Origin of the sequence: Oryzibacter oryziterrae, assembly GCF_021864535.1 — a bacterium.
Classification (GTDB): Bacteria; Pseudomonadota; Alphaproteobacteria; order Rhizobiales; family Pleomorphomonadaceae; genus Pleomorphomonas; species Pleomorphomonas oryziterrae.
Genome location: NZ_JAKJIC010000001.1, coordinates 358,289 through 373,076 on the forward strand (window position 1 = coordinate 358,289; position 14,788 = coordinate 373,076).

Below are 14,788 nucleotides of genomic sequence, written 5' to 3' on the forward strand. Positions count from 1 at the left end.
AGACGCCCGTGATTACCCCGGTCAAGTCGACGCGACCCTTGCTGACCATGCGCTCGGTGTCGAAGAATTTCTCGAATGGAACGCAGGCGCTGTCCGACGTGTCGCTGACCGTGCACGCGGGCGAGTTTGTCAGTCTGCTCGGGCCATCCGGCTGCGGTAAGTCGACGGCGCTCAGGATCATTGCCGGGCTCGGCGGTGTGTCGTCGGGCGAAGTCGACTGGCCGAGCTCGCAGATCGGCGCGCGCGGTACGCCTGAGGGCGACATTTCCTTCGTGTTTCAGGAGCCGACCTTGCTGCCCTGGCGCACCGTGGTCGACAATGTCTATCTGCCGCTTCAGCTGGCGCGCGTCTCCCGCAAGGACGCGATGCCGCGCATCGAGGAAGCGCTCGCCACGGTTGGCCTGACAGATTTCGGCAAGGCTTATCCGCGGGAACTCTCCGGCGGCATGAAGATGCGCGTTTCGATCGCGCGCGCCATGGTGACCAAGCCCAAGCTGCTGCTGATGGACGAGCCCTTCGCCGCGCTCGACGAGATCACCCGGCAAAAGCTCAATGAGGATGTGCTCGGCCTGTGGCGCAACACCGGCGTCTCCGTGATCTTCGTCACCCATTCGGTGTTTGAATCGGCCTATCTGTCGTCGCGCATCGTGGTGATGAAGGCGCGGCCCGGTCGCATCCACGAGGACTTCGCCGTCAACGAGGGCGTCGACCGTGACGGCGAGTTCCGCACGTCCGAGAATTATCGCCGCACCTGCGAGCGCGTGTCGCACTCGCTTGCCGGCGCCATGCATGACGCGGGAGGCCACTGATGCTGTCCGATAATGGCCTGTTCTCCAGGGATCGGGTGCTGCAGATCGCGATCCCCGTGGGTGTCGTCCTTGCGATGCATGTGGCCTGGTATATCGTGGTTCGGGCGACCAACACGCCAGCCTATATTCTCCCCGATCCGATCATGGTCCTGCAGGCACTGGTCAAAGACTGGTCCATCCTGTGGCCGGCCTTTCTGGTGACCACCAAGATCACCTTCCTGTCGCTAGGGCTGGCGCTGATCGGTGGTTCGGCCTTCGCCATCTTCCTGGTGCAGTCGCGCTGGATCGAGCTTGCCTTCTATCCGATCGCCGTGGTTCTGCAGGTGACGCCGATCATCGCCATCGCGCCGCTGATCCTGATCTATGCGCCCACGACCGAAGTGGCGCTGCTGGTCTGCGCCTTTCTGGTGGCCTTCTTTCCGATCCTCTCCAATCTGGTGCAGGGGCTGAAGAGCGTCGATCACAACCACCTCAATCTGTTCGAACTCTATGGCGCCAACCGCCTGCAGACGCTGTGGTATCTGCAGATCCCCGCGGCGCAGCCCTATTTCATGACCGGCCTCAAGATCGGCGGTGGGTTGTCGCTGATCGCCGCTGTGGTGGCGGAGTTCTCGGCCGGGTCGAGCGGCGTCGGGTCGGGGCTTGCCTTTCGCCTGCTGGAAGCGCAGTTCCGCCTCAACATTCCGCGCCTGTTTGCGGCGCTGTTCATGTTGTCAGCGCTGGGTGTCGCCATCTTCGCCCTTACCTCCTTCATCTCCTGGCTGGTGTTGCACCGCTGGCATGAAAGCAGCCTCAAGAGGGAAAACTGATGTCGGCGGATTTCATTGCCCTGCCTGAGGCGCAGCGGTTTGCGTTCACCAATGCGGCGCTGCCCGCCAATCTGCTGGCGCGACCCGTGGCTGGCAAGCTGCGGGAAGGGCTTGTCAGGGCGCATATCATCGTTGCTGGCGACCGGATCGAAGCCATTCGTCCCGCCCATGAGGATGTGGGCGACATCGCCAAGGTGGATCTCGCCGGCGGCATGATCTTCCCCTGCTTCACCGACATGCACACGCATCTCGACAAGGGGCACACGTCGCCGCGCAATCCCAATCCCGATGGATCCTTTGCCGGAGCCATCGAGGCGGTAACGCGCGATCGGATCACCCACTGGTCCGCCGAGGACGTGGCTGCGCGCATGGACTTCTCGCTGCGCACGGCCTTTGCCCATGGCACCCAGCTGATCCGCACCCATCTCGACGCCCTGGCGCCGCAGCACCGCATTTCCTTCGAAGTGTTCGAGAGCGCGCGCGAGCGCTGGCGCGGCCGGATCGATCTGCAGGCCGTCGCGCTGTTTCCGCTCGACCTCATCGCCGATGAAGCGTTCTTCCACGACCTCGTCGAAGTAGTGACGACCTCGGGCGGTCTGCTCGGCGGGGTGACCTATCTGCATCCGCATATCGAGCAACAGCTCGACGCCCTGTTCGCCGCCGCCGCTCGGGCCGAACTCGACATCGACCTGCACGTCGACGAGACTGAGGATCGCGAGGTGCTGACGCTTGAGGCCATTGCACGCGCCAAGCTGCGCCATGGCTTCAAGGGGGCGGTGACCGTTGGTCATTGCTGCTCGCTTGCCAGACAGGACGAGGCAACGGCGAAGCGGGTCATCGATCTGGTGGCGCAGGCGGAGATTTCCGTGGTGTCGCTGCCCATGTGCAACATGTATCTGCAGGATCGGCATGCCGGGCGGACGCCTCGGTGGCGCGGGGTGACGCTGTTCCATGAACTGGCTGCTGCCGGCGTGCGGACGGCCGTCTCCTCGGACAACACGCGCGACCCCTTCTATGCCTATGGCGATCTCGACCCGGTCGAGGTGCTGCGCGAGGCGGTTCGCATCCTGCATCTCGACCATCCGCTCGATACGGCGGGCAGGGTGGTCACCCACACGCCGGCCGACATTCTGGGGCACGCCGACAAAGGGCTGATCGCTGTCGGAGGCAAGGCCGAACTCGTAGTGTTTCGGGCACGGCGTTGGAGCGAGTTGCTGTCGCGGCCGCAGTCCGACCGCGTGGTTCTGCGTGGCGGCCGGGCCATCGATCGCGTGCTGCCCGATTATTCCGAACTCGACGATCTCCTGGGAGTGAGCCATGCCTGATTATGACGCCATCAAACGGGACCTCGAGGGTATCGCCATCGAGGACAATCCGCAGCTCGTGCTGCAGAAGAGCCGGGACTTCTATTGGTACTCGCCGGTGCTGAAAGAGCAGCTCGCCAATGTGAAGGGCGATCTGCTCGTCTCGCCGGCGAACGAGAAGGAAGTCATCCAGGTTCTGAAGGTTGCCTATGCCCATGGCGTGCCCGTCACGGCGCGCGGCACCGGCACCGGCAACTATGGACAGGCCATGCCGCTCTCCGGCGGTATCGTGCTCAGTCTGGCCAACATGAACAAGGTCAAGGCGATCCATACCGGTCGCGTGATCGCTGAGCCGGGCATCGTCATGTCCAAGCTGGACGAGATCACCCGCGCCGAATCCGGGCAGGAAGTGCGGTTCCATCCCTCCACCAACAAGACGGCGACCTTGGGCGGTTTCGTCGCCGGCGGTTCGGGCGGGGTCGGCTCGATCACCTGGGGTGGCCTGCGCGACCTCGGTAACATCCTGCGCCTGCGCGTCGTAACCATGGAGGCCGAGCCGCGCGTACTGGAACTCACGGGACTCGACCTGCACAAGGTCTCGCATGCCTATGGCACCAACGGCATCATCACAGAGGTGGAGATCCCGCTGGCTCCAGCCTACGACTGGGTCGATGTCATGGTCGGCTGTGCCAGTTTCGCGGAGGCTGCCCGCTTTGCCGATGCGCTGGCGCATCAGAACGGCATTCTGCTGAAGGAACTTGCGGTGATTGCCGCTCCGGTGCCGGAGCTCTACTTCACCCGCCACAAGAACTGGATCGGCGAGGGCCAGTCGGTGGTGCTGACCATGGTGGCGCCTTTCGCCATGGACGCCTTCGCCGCCTTTTGCGCGACGCGCAAAGCCGAGATCTCCTTCCGCTCCGACAAGCTCGAGAGCCGCAAGGGCATTCCGGAAGTCTATGAACTCGCGTGGAACCACACGACGCTGCGCGCGCTCAAGGTGGACCCCACCTTCACCTATCTTCAGGTTCAGTATGCCAGCCCTGACCATGTGCAGAAAGCCGTGCGCATGGCGGAGATCTTCGGTGACGAGGTGATCGGGCATCTGGAGTTCATGAAGTTCGACGGTGAGATCCAGGCTGCGGGTCTGCCGCTTGTGCGCTTCACCACGGTGGAGCGGCTTGAAGAGATCATGCGCATTCACGAGGAGAACGGCTGTCCGATCTTCAACCCGCATCGCTACACGCTGGAGGAGGGCGGCATGAAGCAGACCGATCAGGTTCAGCTTGCCTTCAAGCGCGAGACCGATCCCAAGGGATTGCTCAATCCCGGCAAGATGATTGCCTGGGACAATCCCGATTTCGACTTCAATGCCGGCAAGACCTATCTCTTCCCCGGCCTTGCTGCGCTGAGTGCCGCAGAATGAGAGTGCTGCTGCTCTTTTCCCATCCGGTCGAGTCGAGCTACGGCGCGGCCTTGCACAAGGAAACGCGCGAGGCCCTGATCCGCGCCGGCCATGAGGTCGATGACTGCGATCTCTATGCGGAGGGCTTCGATCCCGTGCTGTCGCGCCATGACAGGCTCGTCTATCACGACTATCCCGAGAACACGAAGCTGGTGGATCGCTATTGCGAGCGCCTGAAGGCGGCCGAGGGGCTGGTGATCGTGACGCCGGTTTGGAACTTCGGCTTTCCGGCCATGCTGAAGGGCTATTTCGACCGCGTCTGGCTGCCGGGCGTGTCCTTCGCGCTCGTCGATGGCAAGGTGGAGAGCCGTCTGCGTCACATCCGCAAGATGGCTGCGGTCTTGACCTATGGTGCGACACCCTTCCGTGCGTTCGTCGCCGGCAATCCGCCCAAGAAGATCGTCAAGCGCGTGTTGCGCGCGCAGATCAATCCCTGGAAGCCGGTGACCTTCCTCGCCCATTACGACATGAACAATGCCACGCCCGAGACGCTCAGTGCCTTTCTGGCCAAGGTGCGCCGCAAGATGGAGCGCTTCTGATCGCCATGAAGACCGCGCACAATCCGCCGCACGTTCGCCGTCCGTTCGGGGCCTACAGTCACGGGCTGTCCCTGCCGGCTGGCGGGCGGATGCTGGTGACTTCAGGGCAGCTCGGGATCAGTGCGGAGGACCGGGTGCCGCCTGACGTGGAAGCGCAGGCGGTTCTCTGCTTTGAGGCGATTGGCGCCATCCTGGCCGACGCCGGCATGGACTTCGGCGATGTGATCCGCATCGGGGGCTTCGTGACGCGGCGAGAGGATTTTCCCGTGTATATGGCGGTACGTGACCGGTATACCCGCGCGCCCTATCCGGTCTCGACGCTGGTGATCGTCTCGGGCTTCACCCGGCCGGAGTTTCTGGTCGAGGTGGAGGTGACGGCCCTCAGGGCCTGAGCCCCTCAATCGAGACTGATGGGCGCATTCTCGGTTTTCGCAGACATTTCAGCGAGCGACAGCTTGTCGAGTACGGCGGCCATGGCGTCGCGCACTTCGATCATGGTCAGGCGGACAGCGCAGCCATTGAGGTCGGTGCAATCATCACAGGGCTGGAACGCGGTGCGGCTGGCGCAGGCGATCGGGGCGAGCGGTCCGTCGAGGGCGCGGACGACCGGACCGATCATGATGTCGCCGGCGGGTTTGGCGAGGGCATATCCGCCGCCCGGACCTTTCCAGGACCTGACGAAGCCAGCGTTCTTGAGATCGCGCAGGATGGCGTCGAGGAACTTCTTGGAGATGTTCTCGGCTTTGGCAATGTCGGCGATCAACGTCGGCTTGTCCGCGTCGACGCGCGCCAGGTGCACCAGCGCCTTCAAGCCATATTTGCCCTTGTTCGTCAGCATGTTCAAACCCCAACCATGATCCGGCATAGCTGGCGGCGCTTCTGGGGTCAATGCGGGGGGCAATCCGTCGCACGCAAATGGCCGCGGATCGGGTCACTTGTTGTCGATAGGGAACATTATTTCAGTCTCTCCGTGGCAAAAGCACGAAAAATCTACAAATCAAATGGACTTTTGCGATGCCGTAACTCGGCTTTCGGCGCGATAGGCGGCATCCTTGCAACTGTAGGATAAAAGCTCAAGGCGACACAAAATGCAGCCGGTATGGCGACAGGCACGGAAACTCTGGGGCAGGCGATGTCGCACGACTGCTGCATGCTCCCTGTAGTTATGAACCCGAATCATGGACGAGCAGCCCAAAGGCTTCTGCCGGGATTTCGTCCGACCGTGCTCAGGTTTCGAAAGAATTGCCATGTCCGCAGGATATTTGATTGAGCTCGACGATGAAGCCGTCGGGATCTTGGTAGCCCAGGGGGCGGTATACGCCTTCCATGCAGTTGATGAAGAGTTCCGCCAACTCGAAGGCGCCGTGTTTCGCACTGCGCTTGAAGCCGAAGGCGCGGCTCGTCGCCTGCGCCGGCGCGGTGGTGGGCTTCCTCCGGTCCGCGGCCGCAAGGTCTATGACGCTGTTCGCTTCGGATGAGTGCCCGTCGGGGCTGTCCACATTGATCGGCGCGAAGGGAAACCCTGCAACCACCTTCGGCGTCACATAGGTTCAGATCTTCTCCCTCGGCTCTGCCGCCTTCCTCGCGGGCCGAAAAACTGGCCCGGACGCTTCGGCGTGCCGGGCCTTTCTTTTTGTCATTTTGGTCCTGTCTCGGCTTGATGTGATTTCGTCAGGAAATCTTTCGGCTGTAGCTCATCGACTTTGCCAGTCACCCACCGATCACGAATTTTCATTTAGATAAAACACGACTTGAACCATTTGGGCAGTCGGGGCAAAGATGCGCTGCGCGAGTTATGCTCTCAGGTTCTGATGGAATTTCATCGTCCGCTGTGGGCGACCGGAGTCGAGGGGTATGACGTTGCGTGCACCGGGCGCAGTTCTTCCGCCGGGGTTTCTCCGTGCTGCACCGGGCCAAGGATATGCCGCAAAGGCAGTCAACCGAACAGGACTATAGCACCATGCCCCTGATTTCTCTCGCAGACATGTTGAAGACCGCCCGCGCGGGCAAGTTCGGGGTGGGGGCGTTCAATGGCGTCGACAGCCACTATATCGACGCCATCTTCGATGCAGCCAAGCGCCTGTCGTCCCCGATCATCATCAACGTTGCCGAGGTGCACCTGAAGTTCTTCGAGCTTGAGGACATGGCTGCCTATGTGCGCTACAAGGCTTCGGCCAGCAATCTGCCGGTGACGCTCAATCTCGACCACGGCCTGACCATGCCGACGGTGATGCGGGCGCTCGAGGCCGGCTTCACCTCCGTCATGTTCGACGGTTCGCACCTGCCTTATGAAGAGAATGTCCGACAGACCGCCGAAGTGGTCAAGCTCGCCCATGCCCGCGGTATCTCGGTTGAGGGCGAACTCGGCGCTGTTGGTGGCGACGAAGGCGGCAATCTTGAAGGCGCGGCCGATGTTGCGCTCTATACCGATACCGAACAGGCGGTGGACTATGTGCGCTCCACCGGTATCGACGCTCTGGCTGTGGCCATCGGCAACTCGCACGGCAAGTACAAGGGCGTGCCCAAGCTCGACTTCGACCGCCTGGCAGTGCTGAACCAGCGCATGCCGGTGCCGCTGGTGCTGCATGGCGGTTCGGGCCTCTCCGTCGACGACTTCCAGCGTTCGATTTCGCTCGGCATCGCCAAGATCAATTTCTTCACCGGCATGTCCCAGGCGGCACTGGACGCCATGGCCTCGGGCCTTGCCGACGACGAGATTGCGCGCAAATACGATCATTATCTCTTCACGATGCAGCGCGTCCGCAAGGGTGTTTCCGAGGCGGTGGCCGAGCAGATGCGCATCTTCGGATCGGTGGACAAGGCGTCTCATTATGCTGCGTGAACCGGCCGGCGGGGTGGCGCGTCGCGGCATCCTCGCCATCGGCAATCTGCTGGTCGACAAGATGCACCGCATCGGTGCCTATCCGGCTGAATCGATGCTTGAGGTGATCACCGAGAGCTCGATGAGTCCGGGCGGCGGGGTGCTGAACGTGCTGTTCGATCTTGCCGTTGTCGACCCGACCCTGCCTCTGGCGGCGGCGGGCCTTGTGGGGCGGGACGAGGACGGCGCCTATCTGCAGAGCGAGTGCGAGCGGCGGCACATCGATGCGCGCCGCATCGCCGTTCTCGACGACGCGCCCACCTCCTTCACCCATGTGATGATCAGCCGCAGCAATGCGACGCGCACCTTCTTCCATGCGCATGGGGCGAACGCGCGGCTGGGGCTCGATCAATTCCGGGCAATCGAGAGTTCGGCGCGCATTGCGCATGTGGCCTATCTGCTGATCCTGCAAGGGCTCGACGTTGCCGGCGGACCTTGCGGCAGCCGGGGGGCCGAAGCGCTCAAGATCCTGCGCGACAAGGGCTTCGTCACATCGCTGGACCTGATCTCCGATCCGGATCCCACGCGCTATGGCGAGATCGTGCGCCCGGCGCTGGCCCATACCGACTATCTGATCGTCAATGATGTGGAGGCGGCCAATCTCACCGGTCTTGCCAAGGTGACGGCAGGGGCGGAGGTGGATTGGGATCTGGCCCGTCGGCAGGCGGCCACGCTGATCGACATGGGCGTCAGCTCTGTGGTGGCGATCCACTTTCCCGAGGGCGCCGTCGCCATGTCGCGCAGCGGCGACAGCGTGGCGCTGCCGAGCTACCGCGTGCCCAAAGCGGAGGTGGTCAGCGCGCTCGGTGCCGGCGATGCGTTCTGTGCCGGCTTGCTCTATGGCTTGCACGAGAGCTGTGCGCTCGAGACTTGCGTGAAGCTGGGCGCGGCGCTGGCGCATTTCAATCTGTTTGCGGCCTCCGCTACCGACGGCGCCGTGTCGCGCGATCGCCTGTTTTCCTACATAGCCGAACGCGATCGCTCCGGAACGTAAGTCTGGGCGAAACCGATAGAGAAGGCCGGGGCGTGTCGAGACGCCCCGGCCTTTTGTCATTTCTGCTGCGCGGCGTAGCTGGCGAAGGTCGCCGTGAAGCGGCCGTTCACATAGTCGCCGGAGCTGATGGGCGGATACTTGGCGGGATGGGTCTCGTCAACGCAGCTCGGCAGGGCCTCGACGACGGTGTCGTAGTTCGGGCCGAAGAAGAAGGGGATCGAATAGCGCTCCTTGCCGGACCGATTGATGGCGCGGTGAATGGTGGACGCGAACAGGTCGTTGGTCCAGCGGGCCATCTGGTCGCCGATGTTGACCACGAAACAGTCGGGAATGGGATCGGCGGCGATCCACTGATTGTCGGCGTTCAGCGCCTGCAACGCCGAGATGCCATCCTTCTGCGCCAGAATGGTGAAGCACTCATAGTCCGAATGGGCGCCGATGCCGATCAGGCGCTCGTCCACCTCACCATATTGCGGCGGATAGTGGAGGATGCGCATGGTGGCCAGCGGCTTGTCGACCAGGGCGTCGAAATAGGTTTCCTCAAGGCCGAGCGCCAGCGCAAAAGCGTGCAGCAGGTGATGGCTGAGCTTGATCATCTCGGCATGATAGGCGCTGAGCGCGGCGCGGAACTCCGGCTTGCCCTCGGGCCACTGGTTCGGCCCATAGAGCACCTTGCCGGCCAGAACGTCTGGATCGTCGGCCGGAACTTCAAGGGCAATGTCGAAGGACTCGTGCAGGTCGCCGCGCGCCGTCGGGTCGGTGTTCTCCTCAAGAAGCGCCGCGTAGCCGCGCAGGTTCTTCGACTTGGAGACATGGTTGGCCATCTTGTCGGCGTCGGGCAGGGCGAAATAGTCCTCTGCGATGGCGAAGACCTTCTGCAACACGTCCTTCGGGAAATGGTGGTTCTTGATGTAGAGGAAGCCCACCTCCGTACACACCTTGCGCAGCTCTGCCGCCAGGGCTGCCTTGGCGTCGGTATCGCCCGAGAACATCGGTTCCAGGTCGATAACGGGGATCTTGTCGAAGCTGACGCGAATGGGGTCGAGGCCCGCACCGATGGTGCGCGCGCCATTGCCGGTTTCAAGCTGTTTCATGAGGGGTCTCCGGGTAGATCGTTCGGGGCGTTGAGCACGGTCTCGACATAGTAGCGAGGGCCGTGAAAGACGTAAGTTGGCGAGAAATAGTCGCGACAGAAGTCGCGGAATGCGGCCATGCGGTGCGAGACGGCCTGCGGGCGGATCATGCGCAGCGTCACCCGCTGTTCCGCCGATTTCCAGGCGGGCAACACGGGCACGAGGTGGCCACGCCGGCATTCGATCTCGGTGAAGAAGGTGGGCAGATAAGCGATGCCTTCGCCGGCGACAGCGAAATATTTGACGGTCCAATATTCGTTGGCAATCAGATCACTGCGCGGCAGGATGGCGATCTGCTCGGTGTCGCGCTGCAACCGCCAGCCCTGCGGCCCGGCGGGCAATCGGAACAGGACGCCCTGGTGATTGTCGATGTCGGCAGGTGCCGAGGGAGCGCCCATGCGAGCCAGGTAGTCGCGGCTCGCAAAGAGGGCGAAGCGATCGGTCCAAAGCGTCTCGCTGTCCTCGGCGTTGCCGTCGTCCCAGGAGATGATGGCGTCCATCATCTCCAGCCGCTCGGGGAGATAGAGGGCCTGCGGCGAAAAGAAGGTGAGGTCCAGCTGCACTTTCGGGTGGCGCTTGCGAAAGGCGTGGATCATCTGGGAATAGAAGGCGGTGCCGAACTCGCCCGTCGCGCCGATGCGCAGGGTGCCGACTGCTTCATCCAGCGTTTCGCTCACCGCGATCCGCGCCGCCTCGCACCGCTCGACAATGTCGAGGGCGTGGGCGAGCAGGGTCTGGCCGGCCTCGGTCAGGACCATGCTGCGGCCATCGCGAATGAAGAGGTCGGTGCCGATTTCTCCCTCAAGTTGCTTCAGGCGCAAGCTGAGCGTCGACTTCGGCAAGCCATAGAGCTTTGCCGCCGCCGACAGCGACTTCATTTCCGCGATCTTCAGGAAGGAGCCAAGCGCTTCGATATTCATGCCATCGTCCAGGATTGTGAACGAAATGCCCTAGTTTTGAACATGTCTAATTCTATTGCATGGACGACCGTAATCGGCTTTAATGTGGGAAGCAAGAGTCAGAAAACGGCCAGACCGGACGCTTGCCGACTTTTTTCACCACGACGTCTCCCGATCCCAAGCGGTGAGATGGCGTGTGAGGAATGTCGACCAATGAATTGAAAAATAAGGGGAACCATATGAACGTCATTTCGCCCTTGGCGACCGGTCGGCGCCGGTTCCTGGCGCTTGCCTTGCTCGCTGGCAGCTGCCTTGCGATCGATCCTGCCTTTGCCTTCAAACTGGATGCGCCTCCGAAAGTGGCATTCATCTATGCTGCCTCGGTGAATGATGGCGGCTGGAACGAGGCGATCGACAAGGGGCGCAAGGCTGTCGAGGATCAGCTCGGTGTGCCCGTGGCGGTGACGGAGAACATTCCCGAAGATGCGACGAAGCTGCGTGCGGCCATCGATCTCTATGTGAAGCGTGGCTTCAACGTTATCGTCGGAACAACCTACGGTTATTCTGCGCCGATCGCCGAGGCCGCCAAGGCCTATCCCAATGTCGCCTTCCTGAATGCTTCGGGCACCACCAATGGCGCCAACCTCGAGAGCTTCTACGCCCGCACCTATCAGGGCTGGTATCTCGCCGGCATTGCGGCGGCTGACGCCACCAAGACCAAGACCATCGGCATGCTCGGTGGCTTCCCGGTGGGCGTGATCAACTGGGACATCAACGCCTTCGCACAGGGCGCCCGTTCGGTTGATCCCTCGATCAATACCATCGCCGTCTTCACCAACTCCTGGTGGGATCCGGTCAAGGAAGGCCAGGTTTCTGAAGCCATTCTCGACCAGAAGGCTGACGTGATCGCCACCGACCTCAGTGCCGCCTCGGCGCTCGATGCTGCGGAAAAGCGCGGCGCCAAGTCCTTCGGCTATCAGATCGACATGAGTGCGGCCGCGCCCAAGGGCATTCAGACCTCCGTGGTCTTCCGCTGGGACCGTTATCTCGTGCCGACCATCAAGCACATCATCGATGGCGACTGGACGCCGCAGGAATATGGTGCCTTCGCCGGCATCGAGACAGGCGTCGTCGATCTCGCGCCCTATGGGCCGAGCGTCAGCGATGCCACCAAGGCCAAGATCGAGGCGGCCAAGCAGGCGATGATCGCCGGCAAGCTTGATCCGTTCCAGGGGCCGCTCAAGAAGCAGGATGGTAGCGAGGCGGTGAAGGCTGGCGACAAGGTCAGCGACGAAGCGCTGTGGAACATGGATTATTTCGTCGAAGGCATCACCGGCACCATGCCGGCGGCTGCGGCGCAGTAACGAGGTCGCATTTTGCACGTTTTGCCAGCCGGAACCCCGCCGGCGCTTGACCTGCGGGGGATTTGCAAGGCCTTCGACGGCAAGCCCGCGCTTGATGATGCGCATTTCTCCCTGGCCTGGGGCGAAGTGCATGCGCTCGTTGGGGAAAATGGCGCCGGCAAGTCGACGCTGATGAATGTGGCCACCGGCGTCTATGCCGCCGACCATGGATCTCAGATCGTCGACGGCAGCGAGCTGTCGCCCCGCTCGCCGCAGGAAGCCACCGACGCGGGCATCGGCATGGTGCACCAGCATTTCCGTCTGGTGGACCGCTTTTCGGTGGCGGAAAACGTGCTTCTGACCCTTGGCGGCCGCGTGCGCTCCCTGCGTGCGGCCGCCGATCTGATCGCCGCCAAGGCCAGGGAAGTCGGCCTTGACGTCGATCCGTTCAGGCAGGTTTCGACCCTGTCGATCGCCGAACGGCAGCGGGTTGAGATCCTGAAGGTGCTGCTGCTGGGCGCCCGGATCATCATTCTGGACGAGCCGACGGCGGTGTTGACCGAAGAGGAATCGTCGGCGTTGCTGGTCTTCACTCGCCGCCTGGCCGACGCCGACCATGCGGTGGTGCTGATCACCCACAAGCTCAAGGAAGTCGCTGCCCATACAGACCGCATCACGGTGATGCGGCACGGCAAGACCGTGCTCGCCGGTGCGCCGATGGCGGAGGTGAGCGAGGCCGAGGTGGGGCGGCTGATCGTCGGCGAGGCGGTGGTAGCTGCCGCAAGGCCACAATCCAGGCCGGGCGAGGAACGCCTTGTGGTCCGCGGTCTCGGCTTTGACGGACAGAAGCGCGGCGGCGCTGTGGAACTGACCCTGCGCGCCGGCGAAGTGCTGGGGCTTGCCGGCGTCGGCGGCAATGGGCAGGAACAACTGGTGGCCTGTCTTGCCGGAACGCTGGCCGCCTCCGCCGGCAGCTTCACACTTTCCGGCGTCGACGTGACGCGGGCGACGCCATCCAGACGACGCGACCTCGGCTTGCGCGTCATCCCTGCGAGCCGCTTCGCCACAGGCCTTGTGCGGCAGATGAGCATTGCCGAGAACCTGGCTATGACCAATGTCAGAACGGGGCATTTTGGCGGTCGCTGGTTTCTTGACCGCCGGCGCATGAAGGCAGCGGCTCTCGCGGCCATCGAGCGCTTTGACATCCGTGGCGCCGGGCCGAACCGACGCACGGAGCTCTTGTCAGGGGGCAATGCGCAGAAAGTGCTGCTGGCGCGCGAACTTGATGACGGACTCAAGGTGTTGATCGCCCATTCTCCCTCGCGCGGCCTTGATGTAAAGGCGAGCGAGTTCGTTCGTGACGCGATCCGCGCGGCAGTGGAAGCGGGCGCCGCCTGCCTGCTGATCAGCGAGGACCTGCAGGAAGTCATGGGTCTGTCGCATCGTGTGGCGGTGATGAATGGCGGCGTCATCGCCGGCAATCGACCGATCGCCGACGTTACGCCCGAGTGGATTGGAGCGCTGTTGACCGGCCATGCCTAGCACCGCCTATCTCATGCGCCGGCAGGAACCCGGTCGGCTGCGCACCGCGCTTTCCTATTCGATCGGCCTCATCATCGGCCTGGCGCTGTCGGCGGCCATTCTGGTCGCCGTCGGTGTGCCCGCCGGCGACCTTGTCGACGAGTTCCTGGTGGAAACCTTCCTGACCAGCGACGGCCTCGCACAGACGGTGACGGCGGCCGGGCCGCTGATCCTCGTCGGTCTGTCGTCGGCGCTGGCCATGCGGATTCGCTTCTGGAACATTGGTGTCGAGGGCCAGATGTGGTTCGGCGCCATCGCCGGCACCTTCGTGGCGCTCAACCACATCGGCCCTGCCGCCTTGCGCCTGCCGCTCGGATTGGCGCTGGCCTTTGCCGCCGGCGCGTTGTTCATCTGGCCGTGTCTGGTGTTGAAGCGCCGCTTCGGCATCAGCGAGGTGATCTCCACGCTGCTTGCCTCCAACATGGCGTTCCTGCTGGTGCAGCATCTCCTGTTCGGCGTCTGGCGCGACCCGGCCAACAGCTTTCCCATCACAGTGGAGTTTCCGCCTGAAAGCCAGTTTGCGGCCCTCGGCTGGGGACAGACCCATACGGGTGTGATCCTGAGCTTGGTGGCCGCTGTGGTCGCCTGGTTCCTGCTGGAGCGGTCGCCAGTGGGCTATTATGCCGACGCGGTCGGTCACAACCCGGCCGCAGCGACGGAAACGGGCCTCCCGGTCAAGGCCATCGTGCTGGGAATGACGCTGGCCTCGGGCGGCTTGTCGGGACTGGCCGGGGCGCTGGTCCTGTCGGGCACCGAACACCGCCTCAGCCAGGCGCTCGGCAATGGCTATCTGTTCAGTGCCATTGTCATCGCCTATCTCGCCCGCTCCAAGCCCACATGGGTGGTGGTGGCGTCGATCGCGCTGGCGGCCATCTATACGGCCGGCAATGTGCTGAAGGTGTTCTATTCGGTGTCCGAGGCGGTGATCGTGCTGGCGCAGGGCACGGTGCTGATGTCCATCCTGATCGCGCAGTTCTTCAGCCACTATTCCATCCACTTCTCGGAAAACACCCGTTCCTGAGCGAAGGTTTCCT

The 14,788-nt window shown here is 63.0% G+C and carries 15 protein-coding genes; 11 read left to right on the forward strand and 4 right to left on the reverse strand.

Going from position 1 to position 14,788, the window contains the following annotated elements; translation table 11 throughout:
- The first annotated feature begins 47 nt into the window (after positions 1-47).
- The 6 genes from L2I41_RS01625 to L2I41_RS01650 are packed head-to-tail and all read left to right on the forward strand — an operon-like array spanning position 48 to position 5,315.
- Entirely contained in the window at positions 48-809 is a 762-nt protein-coding gene (locus tag L2I41_RS01625) for an ABC transporter ATP-binding protein (RefSeq protein WP_237151911.1), read from the forward strand.
- Positions 809-1,618, forward strand: a complete 810-nt coding sequence (locus L2I41_RS01630; protein WP_237151750.1) for an ABC transporter permease — start codon at positions 809-811, stop codon at positions 1,616-1,618. Before L2I41_RS01625 ends, L2I41_RS01630 begins: the two co-directional genes overlap by 1 nt.
- A complete protein-coding gene (locus L2I41_RS01635) occupies positions 1,618-2,943 on the forward strand; it encodes a cytosine deaminase (protein ID WP_237151751.1) in 1,326 nt (441 codons plus the stop codon). Before L2I41_RS01630 ends, L2I41_RS01635 begins: the two co-directional genes overlap by 1 nt.
- On the forward strand, positions 2,936-4,345 hold the full coding sequence (locus L2I41_RS01640) for an FAD-binding oxidoreductase (RefSeq protein ID WP_237151752.1): 1,410 nt from the start codon (positions 2,936-2,938) through the stop codon (positions 4,343-4,345). The genes L2I41_RS01635 and L2I41_RS01640 overlap by 8 nt, the downstream gene beginning before the upstream one ends.
- Positions 4,342-4,923 carry an NAD(P)H-dependent oxidoreductase gene (locus L2I41_RS01645; RefSeq protein WP_237151753.1) on the forward strand — a complete coding sequence of 194 codons (582 nt, stop codon included), beginning with the start codon at positions 4,342-4,344 and terminating at the stop codon, positions 4,921-4,923. Before L2I41_RS01640 ends, L2I41_RS01645 begins: the two co-directional genes overlap by 4 nt.
- Before the next feature lie 5 nt (positions 4,924-4,928).
- Positions 4,929-5,315: a RidA family protein gene (locus L2I41_RS01650; protein WP_237151754.1), complete on the forward strand. Its 387-nt coding sequence runs from the start codon at positions 4,929-4,931 to the stop codon at positions 5,313-5,315.
- 5 nt (positions 5,316-5,320) lie between these two features.
- Here L2I41_RS01650 and L2I41_RS01655 read toward each other — a convergent pair whose 3' ends face one another.
- Complete coding sequence (locus tag L2I41_RS01655) at positions 5,321-5,761, reverse strand: RrF2 family transcriptional regulator (RefSeq protein WP_237151755.1); 441 nt, start codon at positions 5,759-5,761, stop codon at positions 5,321-5,323.
- A gap of 388 nt (positions 5,762-6,149) precedes the next feature.
- A complete protein-coding gene (locus tag L2I41_RS01660; protein ID WP_237151756.1) occupies positions 6,150-6,467 on the reverse strand; it encodes a hypothetical protein in 318 nt (105 codons plus the stop codon).
- 416 nt (positions 6,468-6,883) lie between these two features.
- On the opposite strand from L2I41_RS01660, the gene L2I41_RS01665 reads away from it, so the two are divergent.
- Both L2I41_RS01665 and L2I41_RS01670 read left to right on the forward strand, forming a co-directional pair.
- On the forward strand, positions 6,884-7,765 hold the full coding sequence (locus L2I41_RS01665) for a ketose 1,6-bisphosphate aldolase (protein ID WP_237151757.1): 882 nt from the start codon (positions 6,884-6,886) through the stop codon (positions 7,763-7,765).
- Entirely contained in the window at positions 7,755-8,798 is a 1,044-nt protein-coding gene (locus tag L2I41_RS01670; RefSeq protein ID WP_237151758.1) for a carbohydrate kinase family protein, read from the forward strand. Before L2I41_RS01665 ends, L2I41_RS01670 begins: the two co-directional genes overlap by 11 nt.
- Before the next feature lie 56 nt (positions 8,799-8,854).
- Here L2I41_RS01670 and L2I41_RS01675 read toward each other — a convergent pair whose 3' ends face one another.
- Together L2I41_RS01675 and L2I41_RS01680 are read right to left on the reverse strand one after the other, a co-directional pair.
- Positions 8,855-9,892: an isopenicillin N synthase family dioxygenase gene (locus L2I41_RS01675; protein ID WP_237151759.1), complete on the reverse strand. Its 1,038-nt coding sequence runs from the start codon at positions 9,890-9,892 to the stop codon at positions 8,855-8,857.
- Positions 9,889-10,851, reverse strand: coding sequence for a LysR family transcriptional regulator (locus L2I41_RS01680; protein WP_237151760.1), 963 nt, complete (start codon positions 10,849-10,851; stop codon positions 9,889-9,891). The genes L2I41_RS01675 and L2I41_RS01680 overlap by 4 nt, the downstream gene beginning before the upstream one ends.
- Before the next feature lie 218 nt (positions 10,852-11,069).
- Between L2I41_RS01680 and L2I41_RS01685 the strand changes: the two genes are divergently transcribed.
- From L2I41_RS01685 to L2I41_RS01695, 3 genes are read left to right on the forward strand one after another with little or no spacing between them, the layout of a single operon-like run.
- Positions 11,070-12,194, forward strand: a complete 1,125-nt coding sequence (locus tag L2I41_RS01685) for a BMP family ABC transporter substrate-binding protein (protein ID WP_237151761.1) — start codon at positions 11,070-11,072, stop codon at positions 12,192-12,194.
- Between the two features lie 12 nt (positions 12,195-12,206).
- Positions 12,207-13,715 (forward strand): ABC transporter ATP-binding protein, encoded by a 1,509-nt coding sequence (locus L2I41_RS01690; RefSeq protein WP_237151762.1) that lies wholly within the window; start codon positions 12,207-12,209, stop codon positions 13,713-13,715.
- Positions 13,708-14,775: an ABC transporter permease gene (locus L2I41_RS01695; RefSeq protein ID WP_237151763.1), complete on the forward strand. Its 1,068-nt coding sequence runs from the start codon at positions 13,708-13,710 to the stop codon at positions 14,773-14,775. Before L2I41_RS01690 ends, L2I41_RS01695 begins: the two co-directional genes overlap by 8 nt.
- Positions 14,776-14,788: the final 13 nt, after the last annotated feature.